Source organism: Roseobacter sp. HKCCD6576-2 (assembly GCF_013179285.1).
In the GTDB taxonomy this organism is placed as follows: domain Bacteria; phylum Pseudomonadota; class Alphaproteobacteria; order Rhodobacterales; family Rhodobacteraceae; genus Rhodophyticola; species Rhodophyticola oceani.
Window position 1 is genome coordinate 1,149,957 of record NZ_WVNW01000001.1, and the last position, 19,251, is coordinate 1,169,207.

At 60.8% G+C, this 19,251-nt stretch carries 11 protein-coding genes, 1 tRNA gene and 1 pseudogene; 4 read left to right on the forward strand and 9 right to left on the reverse strand.

Annotated elements, in window-relative coordinates:
- The first annotated feature begins 45 nt into the window (after positions 1-45).
- Positions 46-1,536, forward strand: a complete 1,491-nt coding sequence (locus tag GTF44_RS05715) for a PLP-dependent aminotransferase family protein (RefSeq protein WP_171558170.1) — start codon at positions 46-48, stop codon at positions 1,534-1,536.
- Here GTF44_RS05715 and GTF44_RS05720 read toward each other — a convergent pair.
- From GTF44_RS05720 to GTF44_RS05730, 3 genes are read right to left on the reverse strand one after another with little or no spacing between them, the layout of a single operon-like run.
- Complete coding sequence (locus GTF44_RS05720) at positions 1,533-3,971, reverse strand: FAD-dependent oxidoreductase (protein ID WP_171558172.1); 2,439 nt, start codon at positions 3,969-3,971, stop codon at positions 1,533-1,535. The two genes, GTF44_RS05715 and GTF44_RS05720, sit on opposite strands and share 4 nt — an antisense overlap.
- Complete coding sequence (locus GTF44_RS05725; protein ID WP_171558173.1) at positions 3,968-6,340, reverse strand: FAD-dependent oxidoreductase; 2,373 nt, start codon at positions 6,338-6,340, stop codon at positions 3,968-3,970. The genes GTF44_RS05720 and GTF44_RS05725 overlap by 4 nt, the downstream gene beginning before the upstream one ends.
- 4 nt (positions 6,341-6,344) lie before the next feature.
- Positions 6,345-7,673 (reverse strand): aminotransferase class III-fold pyridoxal phosphate-dependent enzyme, encoded by a 1,329-nt coding sequence (locus GTF44_RS05730; RefSeq protein ID WP_171558175.1) that lies wholly within the window; start codon positions 7,671-7,673, stop codon positions 6,345-6,347.
- A 242-nt stretch (positions 7,674-7,915) separates the two neighbouring features.
- On the opposite strand from GTF44_RS05730, the gene GTF44_RS05735 reads away from it, so the two are divergent.
- The 3 genes and pseudogenes from GTF44_RS05735 to GTF44_RS05745 all read left to right on the forward strand — a co-directional run.
- Positions 7,916-8,887 carry an ABC transporter substrate-binding protein gene (locus tag GTF44_RS05735; protein ID WP_171558176.1) on the forward strand — a complete coding sequence of 324 codons (972 nt, stop codon included), beginning with the start codon at positions 7,916-7,918 and terminating at the stop codon, positions 8,885-8,887.
- A gap of 58 nt (positions 8,888-8,945) precedes the next feature.
- Positions 8,946-9,746: a taurine ABC transporter ATP-binding protein gene (locus GTF44_RS05740; RefSeq protein ID WP_145210619.1), complete on the forward strand. Its 801-nt coding sequence runs from the start codon at positions 8,946-8,948 to the stop codon at positions 9,744-9,746.
- 329 nt (positions 9,747-10,075) lie between these two features.
- Positions 10,076-10,696: pseudogene (locus GTF44_RS05745) on the forward strand (ABC transporter permease); the annotation flags it as partial.
- A gap of 143 nt (positions 10,697-10,839) precedes the next feature.
- Here the strand turns inward: GTF44_RS05745 and pta are convergent.
- From pta to GTF44_RS05775, 6 genes are all read right to left on the reverse strand, one after another.
- Positions 10,840-11,847 (reverse strand): phosphate acetyltransferase, encoded by a 1,008-nt coding sequence (gene pta, locus GTF44_RS05750; RefSeq protein WP_171558180.1) that lies wholly within the window; start codon positions 11,845-11,847, stop codon positions 10,840-10,842.
- A complete protein-coding gene (xsc, locus tag GTF44_RS05755) occupies positions 11,844-13,622 on the reverse strand; it encodes a sulfoacetaldehyde acetyltransferase (protein WP_171558181.1) in 1,779 nt (592 codons plus the stop codon). The genes pta and xsc overlap by 4 nt, the downstream gene beginning before the upstream one ends.
- A 187-nt stretch (positions 13,623-13,809) precedes the next feature.
- Positions 13,810-13,884: transfer RNA gene (locus GTF44_RS05760), tRNA-Gly, on the reverse strand.
- 90 nt (positions 13,885-13,974) lie between these two features.
- Entirely contained in the window at positions 13,975-14,502 is a 528-nt protein-coding gene (locus GTF44_RS05765; RefSeq protein ID WP_171558183.1) for a DUF2314 domain-containing protein, read from the reverse strand.
- Positions 14,499-17,936, reverse strand: a complete 3,438-nt coding sequence (locus GTF44_RS05770) for a pyruvate carboxylase (protein WP_171558185.1) — start codon at positions 17,934-17,936, stop codon at positions 14,499-14,501. The genes GTF44_RS05765 and GTF44_RS05770 overlap by 4 nt, the downstream gene beginning before the upstream one ends.
- A gap of 115 nt (positions 17,937-18,051) precedes the next feature.
- Entirely contained in the window at positions 18,052-19,194 is a 1,143-nt protein-coding gene (locus tag GTF44_RS05775) for an alpha-hydroxy acid oxidase (RefSeq protein WP_171558650.1), read from the reverse strand.
- Positions 19,195-19,251 lie beyond the last annotated feature (57 nt).

The window sequence follows — 19,251 nt, forward strand, 5'->3', positions numbered from 1 at the left end:
ACAGAGCATGTTCTTAGCCAGTCCTAAGTGCTGGAAAGGGTATCTGTGGCCGTTATCTCGGAACATCATATCTTTTTGTCCGAGGATCATTCGGTGGGGCTGCAAACCCGACTGAAAGAGACGATCACGCGGGCCATATGGGATGGCCGGTTCTCCCCCGGCGATCGTTTGCCTGCCACCCGCGCATTGGCGCGCCATCTGGGTATCTCGCGGATCACGGTCAGTCTGGCTTACGACGCCCTGGTTGCGTCTGGCTATGTCGTGCCGCATGCGCGCAGTGGGTTTTTCGTGGCAGATGACGCCCCCAATCGGCGCGACACGGTCGGGGCGGCGACACCGGGCTCGGATCAGCGGTTGGATTGGCAGGCGCGCTTGGGGCCTCCGCCAGCGGCGCTGGGCAATCAGGCCAAGACCGAAGACTGGCGGCGCTTCCAATACCCGTTCATCTTTGGTGAGCCGGATTTGCGACACTTCCCCGTGGATGACTGGCGCGACTGCGTCCGTCAGGCGCTGGGCAAGCGTTATTTCGAGCGGGTGGCGGATGATGCGGCAGACCGCGATGACCCGATGCTGTTGGAGCAAATCGTCAAACGCAGCATCTCAGGCCGGGGTGTGGCGGCCGAAATGTCCGAAGTTTTGGTCACGACCGGCGCGCAGAACGCCCTTTGGCTCGCGGCTCGTGTGTTGCGGGTACAAGACCCAGACGGCACGATGGTGATGGAGGAGCCGGGCTATCCAGAACTGCGCAACCTGCTGACTGCGATGGGGGTGAAGATTGCGCCTGTGCCGGTCGATGAGGAAGGGTTGATCGTTGATCAGATCCCGCCCGGCACAAGCGTGGTTTTCGTCACGCCCAGCCATCAGGCGCCAACCGGCGCCACGATGTCGATGGCGCGGCGCAAGGCGCTTTTGGAGCGGGCCGAAGCGGATGATTTCATCGTTGTCGAGGACGATTACGATTATGAAATGAGCTATCAAAGCCCAAGCTTGCCAGCGCTCAAATCCCTCGATGAGCGCGCCCGGGTGATCTATATCGGCAGCTTCTCGAAATCGGTCTTTCCGGGGCTCCGCCTGGGCTATCTGGCGGCGCCAGAGCCGTTTGTGCAGCATGCCCGCGCTCTGAGGACCATGGTGGTGCGCCATCCGCCGGGGCTGACCCAACGCACGGTGGCCTATTTCCTCTCCGCCGGGCATTACAATGCCCATTCGCGGCGGATGCGGGCGCGGATGGAGCGGCGTCACTCAATTCTGCGGAGCGCGTTGCAGGCCGAGGGGCTGCTGACCTCTGATGCGACGACAACCTTTGGCGGCGCGTCTTTATGGCTGACCGGGCCGGAGCGGCTGGATGCCGACCGGCTGGCCGTCGATCTTCGCGAGAAAAATGTGCTGATCGAGCCGGGATCAGCGTTTTATGCGTCCGACGCGCCGCCCAGAAACACCATTCGGGTGGGGTTCTCAACAATCCCCACCGCGCGTATTCCGGATGGCGTTCAGATCATCGCCGCCGCAATCCGGGCGCAACTGGCCGAACGCTAAGCCTTCACCCGCTCGCTTTTCGGGTCGTAGAGCGGTTTCAGGCTGGGTGTGGCGGCAATCCGGTCGCCTGCGACTTCGATCTCATAGCTTGAGGCCAGCACATCCGCCGCCGCTTCGCCGGGGCAGGGGACGTAGCCCATCCCGATTGAGGCCCCAAGCGTGTGGCCGTAATTGCCCGAGGTGATATAGCCAACGATCTCGCCGTCCCGCAGGATCGGCTCCGCATGGAACAGAAGCGGTTCTGGCTCAGTCAGTTGGAATTGCAGAAGGCGGCTTTGCAGCCCCTCATCCTTGCGTCTGAGCACCGCGTCCCTGCCGATGAAATCCGGCTTGGCCGTTTTCACCGCGAAGCCGAGGCCCGCCTCGAGCACATGATCCTCGCCGGTGATGTCATGGCCGAAATGGCGGAAGCCCTTTTCGATCCGGCAACTGTCCATCATATGCAGGCCGCAAAGTTTCATCCCATGCGCGGCCCCGGCCTCAAGCAAGGTCTCGAATACATGCGCGGCCTGATCCGTGGAGACATAAAGCTCCCACCCAAGCTCTCCCACATAGGTCACGCGATGGGCACGAGCGAGGCCCATGCCGATCTCGATCTCGCGGGCCCAGCCAAAGGGAAAGGCATTGCCCGACCAATCGGCCGGGCTGACCGCGCGCATCACATCGCGGGATTTTGGCCCCATGACGCAGATCACCGCTTCGGCGGCGGTCATATCGGTGAGGACGACACTGTGGTTGCCTTTGTGGCGATGCAGCCAAGCCAGATCACGGATGAGTGTCGCAGCCGGGGTCACAATGAGATAGGCGGTCTCGCTGAGCCGGGTGATGGTGACATCGGCCTCGATCCCGGCATTTGCGTTCAGAAGCTGGCTATAGACGATCCGACCGACCGGCACAGACATGTCGCCGCCTGCCACAAAATTCAGGAACGCTTCTGCATCCCGGCCTTCGACCCGGATTTTGCCAAAGGACGACATGTCGTAAAGCCCAACCCCTTCGCGGACCGCTTCATGCTCTGCGCGCTGATTGTCGAACCAGTTCTGGCGGCCCCAGGAATAGTCGTATTCCGGCGCTTGACCGGGATTGGCGAACCAATTGGCGCGCTCCCATCCGGCAAATTCCCCAAAGACGGCGCCTTGGGCTTTCAGATGTTCGTGCAGCGGCGAGCGACGAATGCCCCGCGCGGTGGCCTTCTGGCGATAGGGGAAATGATCCGCATAGAGCAGGCCAAGCGTCTCGCTGGCGCGGGTCTTGAGGTAGCGTTTGTTGCGTTGGAACGGCTGCGCGCGCTGGATATCGACATCGCCGATATCGAACGGCGCAAGGCCCGTGTCCATCCAATGCGCCAGCGCCATGCCAGCGCCACCAGCGGATTGAATGCCGATGGAGTTGAAGCCTGCCGCAACCCAATAGCCGTCAAGATTGGGGGCAGGGCCCAAGTGATACGCGTCATCGGGCGTGAAGCTTTCCGGACCATTGAAGAAGGTATGAATGCCCGCCTCCGCCAGCATCGGCACCCGTTCGATGGCCTGTTCAAGGATTGGCTCGAAATGGTCGAAATCCTCGGGCAGTTGGTCGAATTCGAAATCCTCTGGGATCGGACCCCAGGGTTTGGCCACCGGTTCAAACGCGCCAAGCAGGATCTTGCCCGCGTCTTCTTTGTAATAGGCGCATTCGTCCGGGACGCGCAGCACCGGAAGCTGCGTCAGATTGGGAATGTTTTCGGTGACGATATAGAAATGCTCGCAGGCCTGAAGCGGCACATTCACACCTGCCATGGCACCAAAATCGCGAGCCCACATGCCGGCGCAATTGACGACGTGATCGCAAGTGATCGTGCCTGTCTCGCCGCCCTGATCCCAGGACACGCCCGTGACCCGACCGCCCTCTTGGCTCACACCGGTGACTTTGACATTCTCGATCACCTTCGCGCCGCGTCGCCGGGCCCCTTTCGCCATCGCCATGGCGATATTCGCCGGATCGCCTTGGCCATCCAGCGGCAGATAGACTGCTGCCGTCATTCCATCGGTGCTGACATGCGGATAGCGGGATTTCACCTCTGTATCGGTGATCTCCTCCACCTCGACACCAAAGGCGCGCGCCATCGAGGCTTGGCGCAGCACCTCTTCGCGCCGCGCCTCGGTCAGCGCCATGGTGATCGAGCCGCAGCGGCGGAACCCCGTCGCAATCCCGGTCTCGGCCTCTAACTCGGAATAGAGTTCTTGGCTGTATTTCGCGAGTCGCGTCATGTTTTTTGAGGCGCGCAACTGCGCGATCAGGCCGGCCGCGTGCCATGTGGTGCCCGAGGTCAGGCGCTTGCGCTCCAAAAGCACCACATCGGTCCAACCGAGCTTGGTCAAATGATAGGCGACCGAGCAGCCGGCGACACCGCCACCAACGATGACGACACGGGCATGGGAGGGAATTTGGCTCATGCTTTGATCCGTTCATTTGTCGGGTCATAGAGGGTCATCGACGGTTGGATGACCGCTTTCAACCGCTCACCAAAGACATCGATTTCCACCTCGCCCTCAATGCCGCGATCCACCATGCCAAGCGCGATGGCCTGGCCAGTCCGGTGGCCATAGGCGGCGGAACTAACGAGGCCGACCCGGGCGCCGTTTTGCCAGATCGAGCTCAGCCCTGGCGCGTCGCGTTCGCCCGGCTCGACCAGCATCGAGACCATCCGGCGATCGGCTTCGCCCGCAAGGGGCGCGCCAAGTTCGGCCAGTGTGTAATCGGCGTTCAGGTCATTGCCCCAATGCATGTACCCCTTCTCGATCCGCATCGATTCCATCGCATACATGCCGAAGGGTTTCAGGCCATGGGCCGCACCCGCCGCCATAATCGTGTCGAAAGCTTCGGCTGCGATCTCTTTCGGCATATGCAACTCCCAACCAAGCTCACCCACAAAGGAGAGCCGCAGGAGGTCGAAGGGCTGGCCATTTACTTGCGCCGTCTGATGGCTGAGCCAGCTTTTCTCGAGATCAGCCTCGATCGCGCCCTCCAGAACTTTGCGCGCATTGGGGCCGGTGACCAGCATGACCACCGTGTCATCGGTTGTATTGGTCAGTGTCAGCCCGGCGGGCAGGGTGGATTTCAGAAGCTCGAAATCCTTCCATTCGGCCACCGCCGCGGTCATCAGGAGGAAATCCTCCTCGCCGCGCCGGGTGATCGTCATCTCTGCGGCAAACCGGCCCTTGCTCGTTGCGAAATAGCCAAGTTTCGTCCGCCCGACCTTTGGCGCTTTGCCAAGGATTTGACCTTCCAGCCATTCCGCCGCGCCCGCACCCGTCAGGTGATAATGCGTGAGGCCGGTCAGATCGAGGAGGCCTGCCTTTTCGGTGACATGTGCCACCTCGCGCGCAACGGCCTTGTACCAAGGGCCTTCGCGGTCCCAAGTCGCGCAATCTTCCGGGTCGGTGTTGTCGCCCGGTTCCGCAAACCAGACCGGGCGCTCCCAGCCCGAAAATGCGCTGAATACGGCACCCGTATCAGCCAGTTTCGGCTGGATCGCGGAAAGCCGTTTGTTCCGTCCCTCAGGCCAGTTGTAGTGCGGGAAGCCCATCGCGTATTCGTGGTCGTAAATCTCCTTGCCCTTGGCGTTGGCGTAGTCCTGATCGGCATACCCCGTGAAACGGCGCGGATCGACGGACCAGCCATCCCATTCCGGCTCGCCTTCGACAATCCAGTCCGCCAGCAGCTTGCCAGCGCCGCCCGATTGCACAATGCCAAAGGTGAAGGCGGTTGCCTCGAACGCATTTGGCACGCCCGGCATCGGCCCGATCAGTGGCAAGCCGTCCGGCGCATAGGGGATCGGGCCATTGATCACGCGCTGCAAACCGACCGACCCCAGAAGGGGCACGCGTTCGCAGGCATCCTCGATATAGCTCTCGATCCGCTCCAGATCATCCGGGTAAAGCTGGAAGCTGAAATCATCGGGGCGTGGGTCATCGGCCGATTGCCAATGAATGCGCCCGCCGTTTTCATAGGGGCCAAGCAGCAGCCCGTGTTTCTCCTGCCGGAGATAGTAAGAACTGTCGGGGTCGCGCAGCATAGGCATCACCGGCGCGTCAACCAATTCGGGGATTTCTTCGGTGACGAGATATTGGTGCGCCATCACCACTTGCGGGATCACCCGACCGCCAAAGGGCAGGAAATGCGCCGCAATATCCTGGCTGTAATAGCCCGCGGCGTTCACCACGATCTCGCAGCGGATCTCACCCTTTTCGGATTTCACGACCCATTCATCGCCCTGCCGGTCAATGCCGGTGACGGGGCAGCCGCGAATGATCGTCGCGCCGCCTTTCCGCGCGCCGGTGGCATAGGCCTGGGTCAGTTGCGAGGGGTCGATATCGCCATCCAGCGGATCCCAAAGCCCGCCTTTCAGGTCATGATGCTCCATCTGCGGGATTTTCTCGCGCAGATCGTTGAAATCCATCATCTCCATCACGCGGCCCTGGCTGCGCGCCATGTCGGCCACATGCGCGAATTCGCGCATCCGTTCGTCGGTATGGGCGATCCGTACGGCACCGGTCTGGTGATAGTTGATCGGATATCCGACCTCGTCGCCGAGTCTCGAGAAGAGGTCGATCGAATAGGCTTGGATCGCCATGATGGTCCAGTTGCCCGCGAAGGTTGGGCAATTACCAGCGGCGTGCCAGGTCGAGCCCGCCGTCAGTTCGGATTTTTCGAGAAGAACCACATCGGACCAACCGGCCTGCGTCAGATGGTAAAGCGTCGAACAGCCGACCGCGCCGCCACCAATGATGACGACGCGTGCGGTAGAGGGGAAATCTGCCATATGATTAAGCCGTGGTTTTATCGAGGGTTTTTCGGAACTTATCGACGATCTCGTCGACATGGGCGCGCTCGGCGATGAATTGCGGCGCGAGAACCGCGTTGTCGCCGGTGAATTTGACGCTGAGCCCTTCCCAGAACATCTCTTTCTGAAGCGCGGTGCCGCGCATGCCGGGGCCGCCATTGGGGAAGACCTCGACACTGGCCATAAGGCCAGCGACGCGGATATCCTTGACCATCTCGTGGCCCTTCAACCCGGCAAAGAGTACCTCTTCGAAATAGGGCGCCAGATCGGCGGCGCGCTGGATCAGGTCTTCCTCTTCCAGGATGTCCATCATCGCGATACCTGCGGCACAGGCGGCGGGATGACCGGAATAGGTGTAGCCGTGGAAGAACTCGGTCAGGCCGCGCGGGCTGCTGCCGACCACGGTGTCATAAATCTCGTCCTTCACGGCAACGGCCCCCATCGGGATCGAGCCGTTGGTCAGCGCCTTCGCCATGGTCATGATATCGGGCTCAACGCCATATTTTTGTGCCGCGAAATTGGTGCCGAGCCGGCCAAAGCCGGTGATCACCTCATCAAACACCAACAAAATGCCGTGCTGATCGCAGATTTCGCGGAGCCGTTCCAAATAGCCTACGGGCGGCGGCAAGGTGCCGGTAGAGCCAGCGACCGGCTCGACAAAGACGGCGGCGATATTGCCGGGGCCATAGGTGGCGCAGATGCGCTCCAAGTCATTGGCCAGTTCGACGCCGTTGTTTTGCGGCTGCCCACCCGGGATGAACAGCTCATCTTCGCTCCAGGTGTGACGCATCATCACCACGCCAGGCACGGTGGCATGAAAAATGTCGCGGTTCTTTACCATGCCCGAGAGGGAGACACCGCCGATATTCACCCCGTGATAAGCGCGCTCCCGGCTGACAAAACGGGTCCGCATGTCGCCACGGGCATGATGATAGGCCATGATGATTTTCATCGCGGTATCCACGGCCTCTGACCCGGAATTCACAAAGAAAACATGGTTCATCGGCTCGGGCGTCAGGCGCGAGACCTTCTCGGCCAGCGCGAAACTGGCGGGGTGCCCGGCCTGGAACGGCATCACATAGGTGTAATCCTTCATCTGCTGATGCACGGCTTCGATGATTTTCGGATGGCAATGGCCCGCCGGAGAGCAGAACAGACCGCTCGAGCCGTCGATCAACTGGCCGCCATGGTGATCATAAAGATGCACCCCTTCGGCGCGCACGATCAGGCGCGGATCTTCTTTGAAACCACGGTTGTCCGTGAACGGCATCCAGTGCGCTTCAAGCGAGTTTGTGCTCGAGTCGTAAGCCATGGCATCCTCCTGTGTGATTTGGTGAAACTCGCGCCGCGCCCCGAGCACGTATACCTCCAGCTATGGAAAAGAATAAGGCCAGGACGCTGGATCACCTGGACCTATAACCCGTGCGATTTGGATATATAGCAAGGGCAGGTTCCGTATGAGCCTGTCAGGCGCGGCTTGCGGAGACAAGCCTCTTATCCAATGGCCGAGAGTCCAAAATAATATACGGCCACCAACATGGAGAGTTAACAAATATGTCTGGCTTTAAAATGATGGCAGGCGCCGCAGCACTTGCATTCACAGCAAGCGCGGTGTCGGCAGAGACGGTTACAGTAGCGTATTTCCTCGAATGGCCCACCGCGAACCAGGTGGCGCAAGTCGAAGAGACCTACCAGGAGCGTATGGGCGTCGATGTGGAATGGCGCGCATTCGGCAACGGCAATGAAATGACCCAGGCGATGGCCTCGGGTGACGTGGATATCGCGTTCTCGCAAGGCTTGGTGCCGTTTGTTGTCGCCGTGTCCAACGGGTTGCCGCTTGAGCTTGTCGGCGTCGCCGTGAGCTATGCCGAGGCCGATAACTGCGTCGTGCATATGGATGCAGGTGTGACCCAAGAAAACGCTGCGGAAGCACTTGTTGGAGAGACCATCGCGACGCCGATCGGCAACGTGACCCACTACAAACTGCTGCGGATGCTCGACCATCTGGGTGTGAATGCGGATGACGTGAATTTCGTGCAGATGAACGGCGCTGATGCTGCGGTGGCTCTTGCTCGTGGCGATGTGGCCGTCGGCTGCGCCTTTGGCGGCGCTCTGCAGCGGATGATGGAGTATGGCGAGCCGTTGATGACGGCGGCGGAGCAGGAAGCCATCGGTATCCGCGTCTTCGATGTCGTCTCGGTCACCTCGGATTTCGCGGCTGAGCATCCCGATCTGCTGCAAGCGTTTATGGATGTGACGGACGAGGCCAACCTGGCCTATGCCGCCGACCCGAGCGCGTATGTGGAAACCATCGCGGGTGCCGCCGGTATGGATCTCGCCGCAACTGAAAACATGCTGGGCATGTTCTCCTTCCCCTCCAGCGCCGATCAGGCATCGGAGGCTTGGCTCGGCGGAACGGTGCAGGCCTTCATGAAAGAAGTGGCGGATTTCTTTGTCGAGCAGGGGCAGCTTGACGTGGCGCTGGATGACTACTCTTCGACGGTCAACGCAAACTTCGTCAACTAACCCAAAGAGACGAGCGGCCGGGGCCATTCGGCCGCTCGTTTTTGGCGAGGGAGTAGCCATGTCACAATTATCCATCCAGAACATTTCTATGCGGTTCGATTTGCCCGATGGCGGGCACATCCAGGCGCTGAAAGATGTCTCGCTTGAACTGAACTCAGGCGAATTGATGAGCATCCTCGGCCCATCGGGCTGTGGCAAGACAACCCTTCTCAACATCGTCGCGGGCTTTCTTGCGCCGACCAACGGGCAGGTTTTGTTGAATGACCACAAGGTGCTTGGCCCCGATGCCGAACGCGGCATGGTGTTTCAGCAGGGCGCCTTGTTTGAATGGATGACGGTGGAGGAAAACGTTTCCTTCGGGCCGAAAATGCGGGGTGTCTACAACGCCGAGGCCAAGGACCATGTGCAGCATATGCTGGACGTGGTCGGGCTCAAGGATTTTGGGCCGAAACCGGTCTATCAGCTTTCTGGCGGTATGCAGCAGCGGGTCGCCCTAGCGCGGTGCTTGGTCAATGATCCAGACGTGATCTTGATGGATGAGCCGCTTGGCGCATTGGACGCCCTGACCCGCGAAAAGATGCAAGGCTTGGTCCTAAAGCTTTGGAAAGAGACCGGGAAGACGATCATTCTGATCACCCATTCGGTGGAAGAGGCGTTGTTTCTCGGCGAACGGCTGGTGGTTCTGGCCCCACGTCCGGGGCGGATTCACAAAGTCTATGATCTGCCCTTTGCCGATCAGGGCGTCGAGGGCGATGCGCGCGAGATCAAGGCGGGCCATGAATTCGTGGAGAACCGCGAGGAGATCTTGAACATGATCTGGAGCATGGAAGAAGACATTATGGCCGGGGGGCATGCGTGATGACCGATCAAAGCTCTGAAACAGATCAGACCCCGCCCACTGGTGAGCCGCAAAGCTCCCCCAGTCAGATGATGATCTGGCTTGGCTTGGCCGATAACAGCTTCACCCGGCAAAAGACCGTGAAATTCGGCGATGCCTCGGCGGTGAATTCCGGGCGGTTCTGGTCGATCATAACCCTAGTCGTGCTCTTCGGGGGGTGGACGCTTGCCACCGTGATCGGTCTCATCGATCCGATTTTCTGGCCGCCGATCGAGGGCGATCTTTATCCCTGGCCCAACCCCGAACGGGCGCGCCCGGGCGTGATCGACCGGTTCTTCTCACTCATCGCCGATGGCTACCGCAACGTGGCGCTTTGGGAGCATGTCTGGACCTCGGTCTATCGGGTGCTGCTGGGCGTGTTCTTCGGTGCGTTGGTCGGCATTCCGCTAGGCTTTGCCATGGGGCTCAGCTCTTTCTGGCGCGGGCTGTTGGACCCAATTGTCGAGTTCATGCGCCCGATCCCGCCTCTGGCGCTGATCCCGCTGGTGATCTTGTGGTTGGGCATCGATGAGACGGCAAAGGTCTTCCTGCTGTTCCTCGCGGCGCTCTTCATCATGATCATCGCCGCGCGCTCCGGTGTCGGCTCGGTTCGGATTTCTAAGGTTCACGCCGCGTATTCGCTTGGGGCGTCGAAGATGCAGGTCTTGCGCCATGTGATCCTGCCCAATGCTCTGCCCGAGATTTTCACCGGGTTGCGGACGGCGATGGGCGTCTGTTGGGGCACGTTGGTGGCTGCGGAACTGGTGGCGGCGGATCAGGGCCTCGGCTCGATGATCCTGATCGCGAAGAACTTTCTGCAAACCGAAGTGGTGGTGCTTGGTATCATCATCATCGGTGTCATCGGCTTTGGGATCGAGATGTTCATGCGCTGGCTTGAGCGCATCTTGATCCCCTGGCGCGGGAAGGGGTGAGCGCTGGTCTGGAAAGCCGCCAGTGGGGGCTTTCCAGACGCGAACGGGCGGAGCATCGGAAACCCGATCTCCACAGTCGAGCAGCCTAATAAAAAGGCCCCGAGGCAAAACCTCGGGGCCGTTCTTATGATCGGGCAGAGGCGTTAGCCGTCCAGTGCGATGGCCTGCGCCGCAGTCACGGCGATGATGTCGACGATGTCTTCGGCCACGCAGCCCCGGCTCAGGTCATTGGCCGGTCGCGCCAAGCCCTGCAGAACGGGGCCGATGGCCTTCGCCCCGCCCACACGCTGGGCAATCTTGTAGCCGATATTGCCAGCGTCCAGATTGGGAAAGATCATCACATTGGCCTGGCCCGCGCTCGTCGACCCGGGGGCTTTCTTGGCACCGATCTCAGGCACAAACGCGGCGTCGAACTGAAATTCGCCGTCGGCATCAAGTTCGGGATGGGCCGCGCGCAGTATGGCGAGCGCCTCTGTCGTCTTGTCGACTCTCTCATGGCGGGCGCTGCCTTTTGTCGAGAAGGACAGCATGGCGACTTTGGCCTCCCGCCCCGTCAGAGCACTCCAAGACCCGGCAGCCTGGGCCGCAATGGCCGCGAGCTCTTCGGCGGATGGGTCAATGACCAGCCCACAATCGGAGAAGATCATCGCATCCCGGTCTGAAGCGTGGGCCTCTGGCAAAACCATCAAGAAGAAGGACGAAACGAGCGCCGCGCCCTCGGCCTTCCCGATGATCTGAAGCGCGGTTCGGACAGTATCAGAGGTCGTCGCAACGGCGCCGCCCACTGTGCCATCCGCATGGCCAGCGCGCACCAGAAGCGCGGCAAAGACCAAACGGTCCAGAACCTGCTCCGCCGCCCTTTCCGGGGTCATACCCTTATGGCCGCGCAGGCCCACAAGCAGGTCGGCCAAGCCCGGCGTCAGATCGGAGTGTAGCGGATCATAGATGGTAATCCCGTCAGCCGAGCCACCTTGTCGTGCAATCTCGGCGACCACATCTGGGCCGCCGACAAGCGAGACCTGCGCCAAGCCAGCATCCCGTGCGGCCAAAGCCGCGGCAACGACCCGGGGGTCGTTACCTTCGCTGAGCACGATACGCTTCCCCGCAACGGCCGCGCGGGCATGTAGATCGGTCAGGACCGATGCGGTCATGCGCCGGCCTGGGGGATCATGTCATCAGGTGAAATGCCCGCCACTTCGACCGGCTTCTTCATCGCATCGCGGCGGAAGGGCTCACCCAGTTCCTGATTGATCATCGCCTCAATCAGGGTGGTCTTGCCTGCGGCTTGATCCTTCAGCGCCTGGTTCAGCGCGGCGGTGAGCTCGTCCATTGTCCGAGCCACGACGCCTTTCAGGCCACATGCCTGCGCGATTCCGGCATAGCTCACGTCATCATCCAACTCGGTGCCGACGAAGTTGTCATCAAACCAGAGGGTCGAGTTCCGCTTCTCCGCGCCCCATTGGTAATTGCGGAACACGATTTGAGTGATCCCGGGCCATTCGCCCCGGCCAATCGCCGTCAGTTCATTCACTGCGATGCCAAACGCGCCATCGCCTGCGAACCCGACGACCGGTACATCGGGGCAGCCAATCTTGGCGCCGACAATTGCGGGCAAGCCATACCCGCAGGGGCCAAAGAGGCCTGGTGCCAGATATTTGCGACCCTGATCAAAGGAAGGATACGCGTTGCCGATGGCGCAATTGTTGCCGATGTCGGACGAGATAATCGCCTCACGCGGCAGGGCCTGCTGGATCGCGCGCCAAGCCATGCGGGGCGACATCCAATCCGGTTTCGCGGACCGGGCCCGTTCGTTCCAGGTGGTGCCTGGATCGTCGTCTTCGTGATCCATCGAGCTGAGCTGCTGCGCCCAGGTTGATTTGGTCTGCGCGATCCGTGCTTTTCGCTCGTCGCGGCCTGTGTCGCCCGCGCTGTCGCTCAAGTTGGCGAGAATGCCCTTCGCGACCTTCGCCGCATCGCCGACGATGCCGACCGTGACCTTCTTGGTCAGCCCAATCCGATCCGGATTGATGTCGACCTGGATGATTTTCGCGTCTGTCGGCCAGTATTCCATCCCATAGCCCGGCAGAGTCGAGAACGGGTTCAACCGGGTGCCGAGGCAGAGCACGACATCGGCCCCCTTGATCAACTCCATCCCGGCTTTTGAGCCGTTATAGCCAAGCGGGCCGGCAAAAAGCGGGTGGTTGCCGGGGAAGGCGTCATTGTGCTGATAGCCGACGCAAACCGGCGCATCGAGCCGCTCCGCCAGCGCCTTGGAGGCGTCGATCCCGCCTTCGGAGAGGACCACGCCCGCGCCGTTCAGGATCACCGGGTTTTGCGCCTCGGACAGCAGTTTCGCGGCATCCGCGACAGAGTTTTCTCCGCCCGGAGAGCGTTCAAACTCGATCGGGTCGGCGATCTCGATATCCACGACCTGGGTCCAGAAATCGCGCGGAATGTTGATCTGCGCCGGGGCCGAGAGGCGCTTGGCTTGCGCAATCACCCGGGTCAGCACCTCGACGACGCGGCTCGGATCACGCACCTCTTCCTGATAGGCCACCATATCTTCGAACAGTTTCATCTGCTCGACCTCTTGGAACCCGCCTTGGCCGATTGTTTTGTTCGCGGCTTGAGGGGTGACCAACAAAAGCGGCGTGTGGTTCCAATAGGCGGTTTTCACGGCGGTGACGAAATTGGTGATGCCGGGTCCGTTCTGCGCGATCATCATCGACATCTTGCCAGTGGCGCGGGTGTAGCCATCGGCCATCATCCCCGCGCTGCCCTCATGGGCGCAGTCCCAGAACGTGATGCGGGCCTTTGGGAACAGATCGGAGATCGGCATCATGGCAGAGCCGATGATCCCAAACGCATGTTCGATCCCGTGGCGCTGCAGGACCTTCACAAAGGCTTCTTCGGTTGTCATTTTCATCGTGTTCTCTCCCAAGGCTTGATTGGCCGCAAATCGCGAGGTTTTATTGGATCAAGCAGAAGAGCTATAGACCGGGTAGGGCCAATCCTTCCGATGGGTATAGCCAAGTTTGGCCGTAGATGGCCATGGGGTTAACGCTGATCGCCAAACAACAAAAAACCCGGGGAAAATCCCCGGGCCTTTTGATTGGAGCGGGCGATGAGATTCGAACTCACGACCCTAACCTTGGCAAGGTTATGCTCTACCCCTGAGCTACGCCCGCTCTGTGGAGGTGGTATCTATTTTGACCGGGCCGGGGCTGCAAGAGAAAAAATGCATCCTGGGCGCAGTTTTCATCCTCGCCTGGTGGCCATCACCAGCCTGGCGGCAAAGGCGCTGGCTCAAGATAATCCCAGAGATAACCATTGCCCGGCAAATCGGCGATAACCCGTGTGGTGTAATTGCCCCAAAGTCGACCGGCGGGCGAGGTGAGGCTCCAATCCTGGATCATCTCATAGGAGAACTGCACCTGGCTGCCCTCTCGCCAATCACCCAGATTGACCGGGGCATTGTTGAGAAAGCCGGTGAATTGACCACCTGCGCGCTGTGAGATGTCGCGGACCCAGATGATCTCATCGCCATGATCGACCGGGAAGGTTTGAAACGCGACCTTGACTGTGCCGCGCCCTTGGCTTTCGCCATCCGCGTTCAGCACCTCGGCCAAGAAGCGTGGCAGACCTGCCTGGGCCTCGGCGATAGCGGCATTCATCACCGGATCATGCTCTTCAAACACGGTTGTTTCGTCGCCCCCGCCGCCGCCGCCTTTGACCTGGGCGGCCAGTGGCGTGACCAAAGCCAGAGACATCAAGAGCGGCAGAGTGATGGCGCGGAAGCACCTCATCCCAATTCCACCAACAAATCTTTGGCATCGATCTGACCGCCTGGCGTGACATGCACCGCTTTGACTGTTGCGTCGCGGTCGGCATGGATGCCGGTTTCCATTTTCATCGCCTCAATGGTCAGAAGCAGATCGCCCTCTTTCACCTTGGCGCCTGGCTGCACGGCGACGCTGGCCACGACGCCCGGCATCGGTGCGCCGATATGGTTTGGGTTGCCCAACTCAGCTTTCGGACGTTTAGCGGTGCTGGCTGCGATCTTTCGGTTGGGGACGCGGATGGTACGGGGTTGGCCGTTCAGCTCAAAGAACACTTTGGCTTCACCCTCGTCATTGGTTTCACCCACGGCTTGCATCCGGATCACCAAGGTGACGCCGGGGTCGATCTCGGCTTCGATCTCTTCGCCCGAGTCCATGCCGTAGAAGAAGGTGCGTGTCGGCAGCGTCCGGACTGGCCCGTATTCCGCGTGGCGGGTCATGTAATCGGTGAAAACCTTGGGATACATCAGATATCCGTTCAGGTCTTCGTCATCGATCTCCAGGCCCAGCTCGGCGGAGAGGTCGCTCCGCGCCTTCTCCAAATCGACCGGTTTGAGATGCTTGCCCGGACGATCCAGTACCGGCGCTTCGTCTTTCAGGACCTTCTTCAAAATACCCGGCGGGAAGCCACCCGGCGGCTGGCCTAGATTGCCGCGCATCATGTCGATCACGCTGTCGGGGAAGGCAACATCAGTTGTCGGATCCTCGACCTGATCGCGGGTCAGGCCCTGGCTGACCATCATCAGCGCCATGTCGCCCACAACCTTGGAGGACGGCGTGACTTTCACGATATCACCAAACATCTGGTTCACATCGGCATACATCTGAGCGACCTCATGCCAGCGTTCTTCCAGCCCCAGGCTCCGCGCCTGCGCCTTGAGGTTGGTGAACTGACCGCCGGGCATCTCATGCAGATACACCTCGGAAGCTGGGGCCTGCATGCCGCTTTCAAAGGCCGCGTAATGGCCGCGCACCGCTTCCCAGTAGTCGCTGATCTCGCGCACGGATTTGATGTCGAGCCTGGTGTCGCGCGGCGTGTGTTTCAGCGCCTCAACCACAGTGCCAAGCGTCGCCTGGCTGGTATTGCCCGAGAGGGCGTCCATGGCGCAGTCGACCGCATCAACGCCTGCCTCGGACGCTGCCAGGATCGTGGCGCAGGCGATGCCTGCCGTGTCATGGGTGTGGAAATGGATCGGCAGGCCGACCTCTTCTTTCAGCGCCTTGATCAGGAGCGTCGCGGAGGCCGGTTTCAGAAGCCCCGCCATGTCTTTCAGGCCCAGAACATGGGCGCCCGCATCACGCAGAGATTTGCCCATCTCCACATAGTATTTCAGGTCATATTTGGCGCGCGCCGGGTCGAGGATGTCACCGGTGTAGCAAATCGTGCCTTCGCAGACCTTATTCGCCTCGATCACCGCATCCATCGCAACGCGCATGTTTTCGACCCAGTTGAGCGAGTCAAAGACACGGAACACATCGACGCCAGATGTGGCGGCTTGGGCCACGAAGCTTTGCACCACATTGTCGGGATAGTTGGTGTAGCCAACCCCGTTGGAGGCGCGCAGCAGCATTTGCGTCATCACATTGGGCATTGCGCGCCGGATGTCGCGCAGACGTTGCCACGGGCATTCCTGCAAGAAGCGATAGGCCACGTCGAAGGTCGCACCGCCCCAGCATTCGACGCTGAACAGCCCGGGCAGATTGGCGGCATAGGCGGGCGCCACATTGATCATATCGATTGAGCGCATCCGCGTCGCCAAAAGCGATTGGTGCCCGTCGCGCATTGTGGTGTCGGTGATCAGCAGATGTTTTTGCGCCGCCATCCAATCGGCGACGGCTTGCGGGCCTTTCTTATCCAGCAAATCGCGGGTGCCCGGCAGGATATCGGCCTTTTGCGCGGGGGCGCGGGGCAGTTTGATATCCGAGACGGGTAGGGGGCGACCGGCGGTCTCAGGATGCCCGTTGACGGTGATATCTGCGATATAGCGCAGGATTTTCGTCGCGCGGTCGCGGCGTGGTGCGAAATCGAACAGCTCCGGCGTCTCGTCGATGAACTTCGTATGATATTGATAATTCAGGAAAGTTGGATGCTTCAGCAGGTTCTCGACAAAAGCGATATTGGTCGAAACACCCCGGATGCGGAACTCGCGGAGTGCCCGGTCCATCCGCGCAATTGCCGCCTCGGGTGTGGGGGCCCAAGCCGTCACCTTCTCCAGAAGCGAATCGTAATAGCGGGTGATCACCGCCCCCGAATAAGCGGTGCCACCATCCAACCGGATGCCCATGCCGGTGGCCCCGCGATAGGCGGTGATCCGGCCATAATCGGGGATGAAATTGTTGGTCGGATCCTCGGTTGTGACCCGGCACTGGATCGCGTGGCCATCAAGCTTCACATCATATTGTGAGGCGGTGCCGGTGGCTTCGACCAGGCTTTTGCCCTCGGCGATCAGGATCTGCGCCCGGACGATGTCGATACCGGTGACTTCTTCGGTGACAGTGTGTTCAACCTGAACTCGTGGATTGACCTCGATGAAGTAGAACGCGCCGGACTCCATATCCATCAGGAACTCGACCGTGCCGGCACACTCGTAGTTCACATGTTCGCAGATCCGCTTGCCGAGCAGGCAAATCTCTTCGCGCTGTGTCTCCGACAGGTAGGGCGCGGGCGCGCGTTCCACGACTTTCTGATTGCGGCGCTGGACGGAGCAATCGCGCTCATACAGATGATAGATCGCGCCATGGCTGTCGCCGAGAATCTGCACTTCCACATGACGCGCGCGGAGGATCATCTTCTCTAGATAGCCTTCGCCATTGCCAAAGGCGGCTTCGGCCTCGCGCCGCCCCTCGCGGACCTTCTCTTCCAACTCATCGGGGCCCATGATTGGGCGCATCCCCCGCCCGCCGCCGCCCCAGGAGGCTTTCAGCATCAGCGGATAGCCGATCTCCGCCGCTTCGGCGCGGATCGCCTCCATATCGTCGCCTAGGACCTCGGTGGCAGGGATGACCGGCACACCGGCCTCAATTGCCACGCGGCGGGCGCTGGCTTTGTCGCCCAGGGCGCGCATGGTTTCCGCCTTCGGGCCGATAAAGGTGATTCCGGCCTTGGTGCAGGCATCGACGAAATCGGGGTTTTCGGAGAGAAGGCCATAGCCAGGATGGATCGCATCGGCGCCGCACATCTTGGCGACCCGGATGATCTCCTCAATCGACAGATAGGCCGCGACCGGTCCCAGGCCCTCACCGATCTTATAGGCCTCATCGGCCTTGAAACGGTGTAAACTCAGCTTGTCTTCTTCGGCATAAACCGCGACCGTGCGTTTGCCCAACTCATTGGCGGCGCGCATGACGCGGATGGCAATCTCGCCGCGATTGGCAATGAGGATTTTCTGGAATTCAGGCATCGGACACGGGCCTCCTTTTCGCAGTTGCAGCATGTCTATGACGGAGATGTGACGGCTGCAACCGCAAGCTGTGACGCTGCGTCACGAATCATGACAAGCCTGTAAGACTTCAGGCTTACTGGCGGGGCACCAACCGCTCCGGCAGATCGGCCAAACGCGCCGCCCCGATCTGCGCCATATTGGCAATCATATCTTTCACAAGAAGGTCGTGGAGGTGGGTTGGCCCGTCCGCTCCCAAGGCGCCGAGCGCGTAATGCCAGGGCCGCCCCATCATCACGAAATCCGCCCCAAGCGCCAGCGCGCGCAGAATGTCGAGGCCGCCCTCGACCCCACTATCGAACAGGATCGGCAGAGCTGTCGCGGCGCGAATGGCGGGCAATGCGTCGATCGTTGCAGGTGCAGCATCAAACTGCCGTCCCGCGTGGTTGGAGACCCAGATGGCATCAACCCCCTCGCCGCCTAATCGTGCCGCATCTTCGGCCTGCAACACGCCTTTGACGATCAACGGGCCGTCCCAGGCGGCACGCAACTCAGCAAGATAGGCCCAATCCGGTGAGGTTCTGAGCAGGTAACCAACATGGGCCGTCGAGGGCAAAGTGCCCGTGTTTTTCGGCGCATAGCTGTCCATCAGCCGCATGCGGGGCATGCCGCTTCGCAGGATTTGGCCCGCCCAGGCAGGGCAGCGCGCCACCTGCAACGCCAAGCGCGGCGTGAGCCGTGGCGGTTGGACCAGGCCGCCGCGGGTTTGCCGCTCGCGGCGCGAGGGGGCGGGGACATCGACGGTCAAGACCAATGTGTGAAACCCGGCATCCTTGGCGCGGCGCAGCATATCGGTCCGGATCGCAGGATCACGTGGCGGATACATCTGAAACCAGCCTTGGTTGCCAATCACATCGGCCAAATCATCCGGGGTTTGAGTCGCGACGGTCGACAGGCAATAGGGCACGCCTGCGGCTGCACCATGGCGCGCCAAGATGCGCTCCGCCCCGGGCCAGATCAGGCCCGACATCCCCAAAGGCGCAATGCCGAAAGGGGCCGGATAGTCACGGCCCAGAAACCGGGTCGAGAGATCGGGCGCGATCTCACCGTGCAGGATCGACGGTTGCAAAAGCACCTGATCGAATGCGGTCCGATTGCGGGACGTGACGGTTTCGGCGCCCGTGGCGCTATCGAGATATTCCCAGACAAAATGCGGAATACGCCGCCGGGCACGGGCTTTCAGATCGCTGAGGGCGGGATATTGCTGCTCCAAGCTCATGAGGCCCAGCAAACCCGCCGCCGCGCGCTTGTCCAGAAAAATCAACGGCTCAGATGT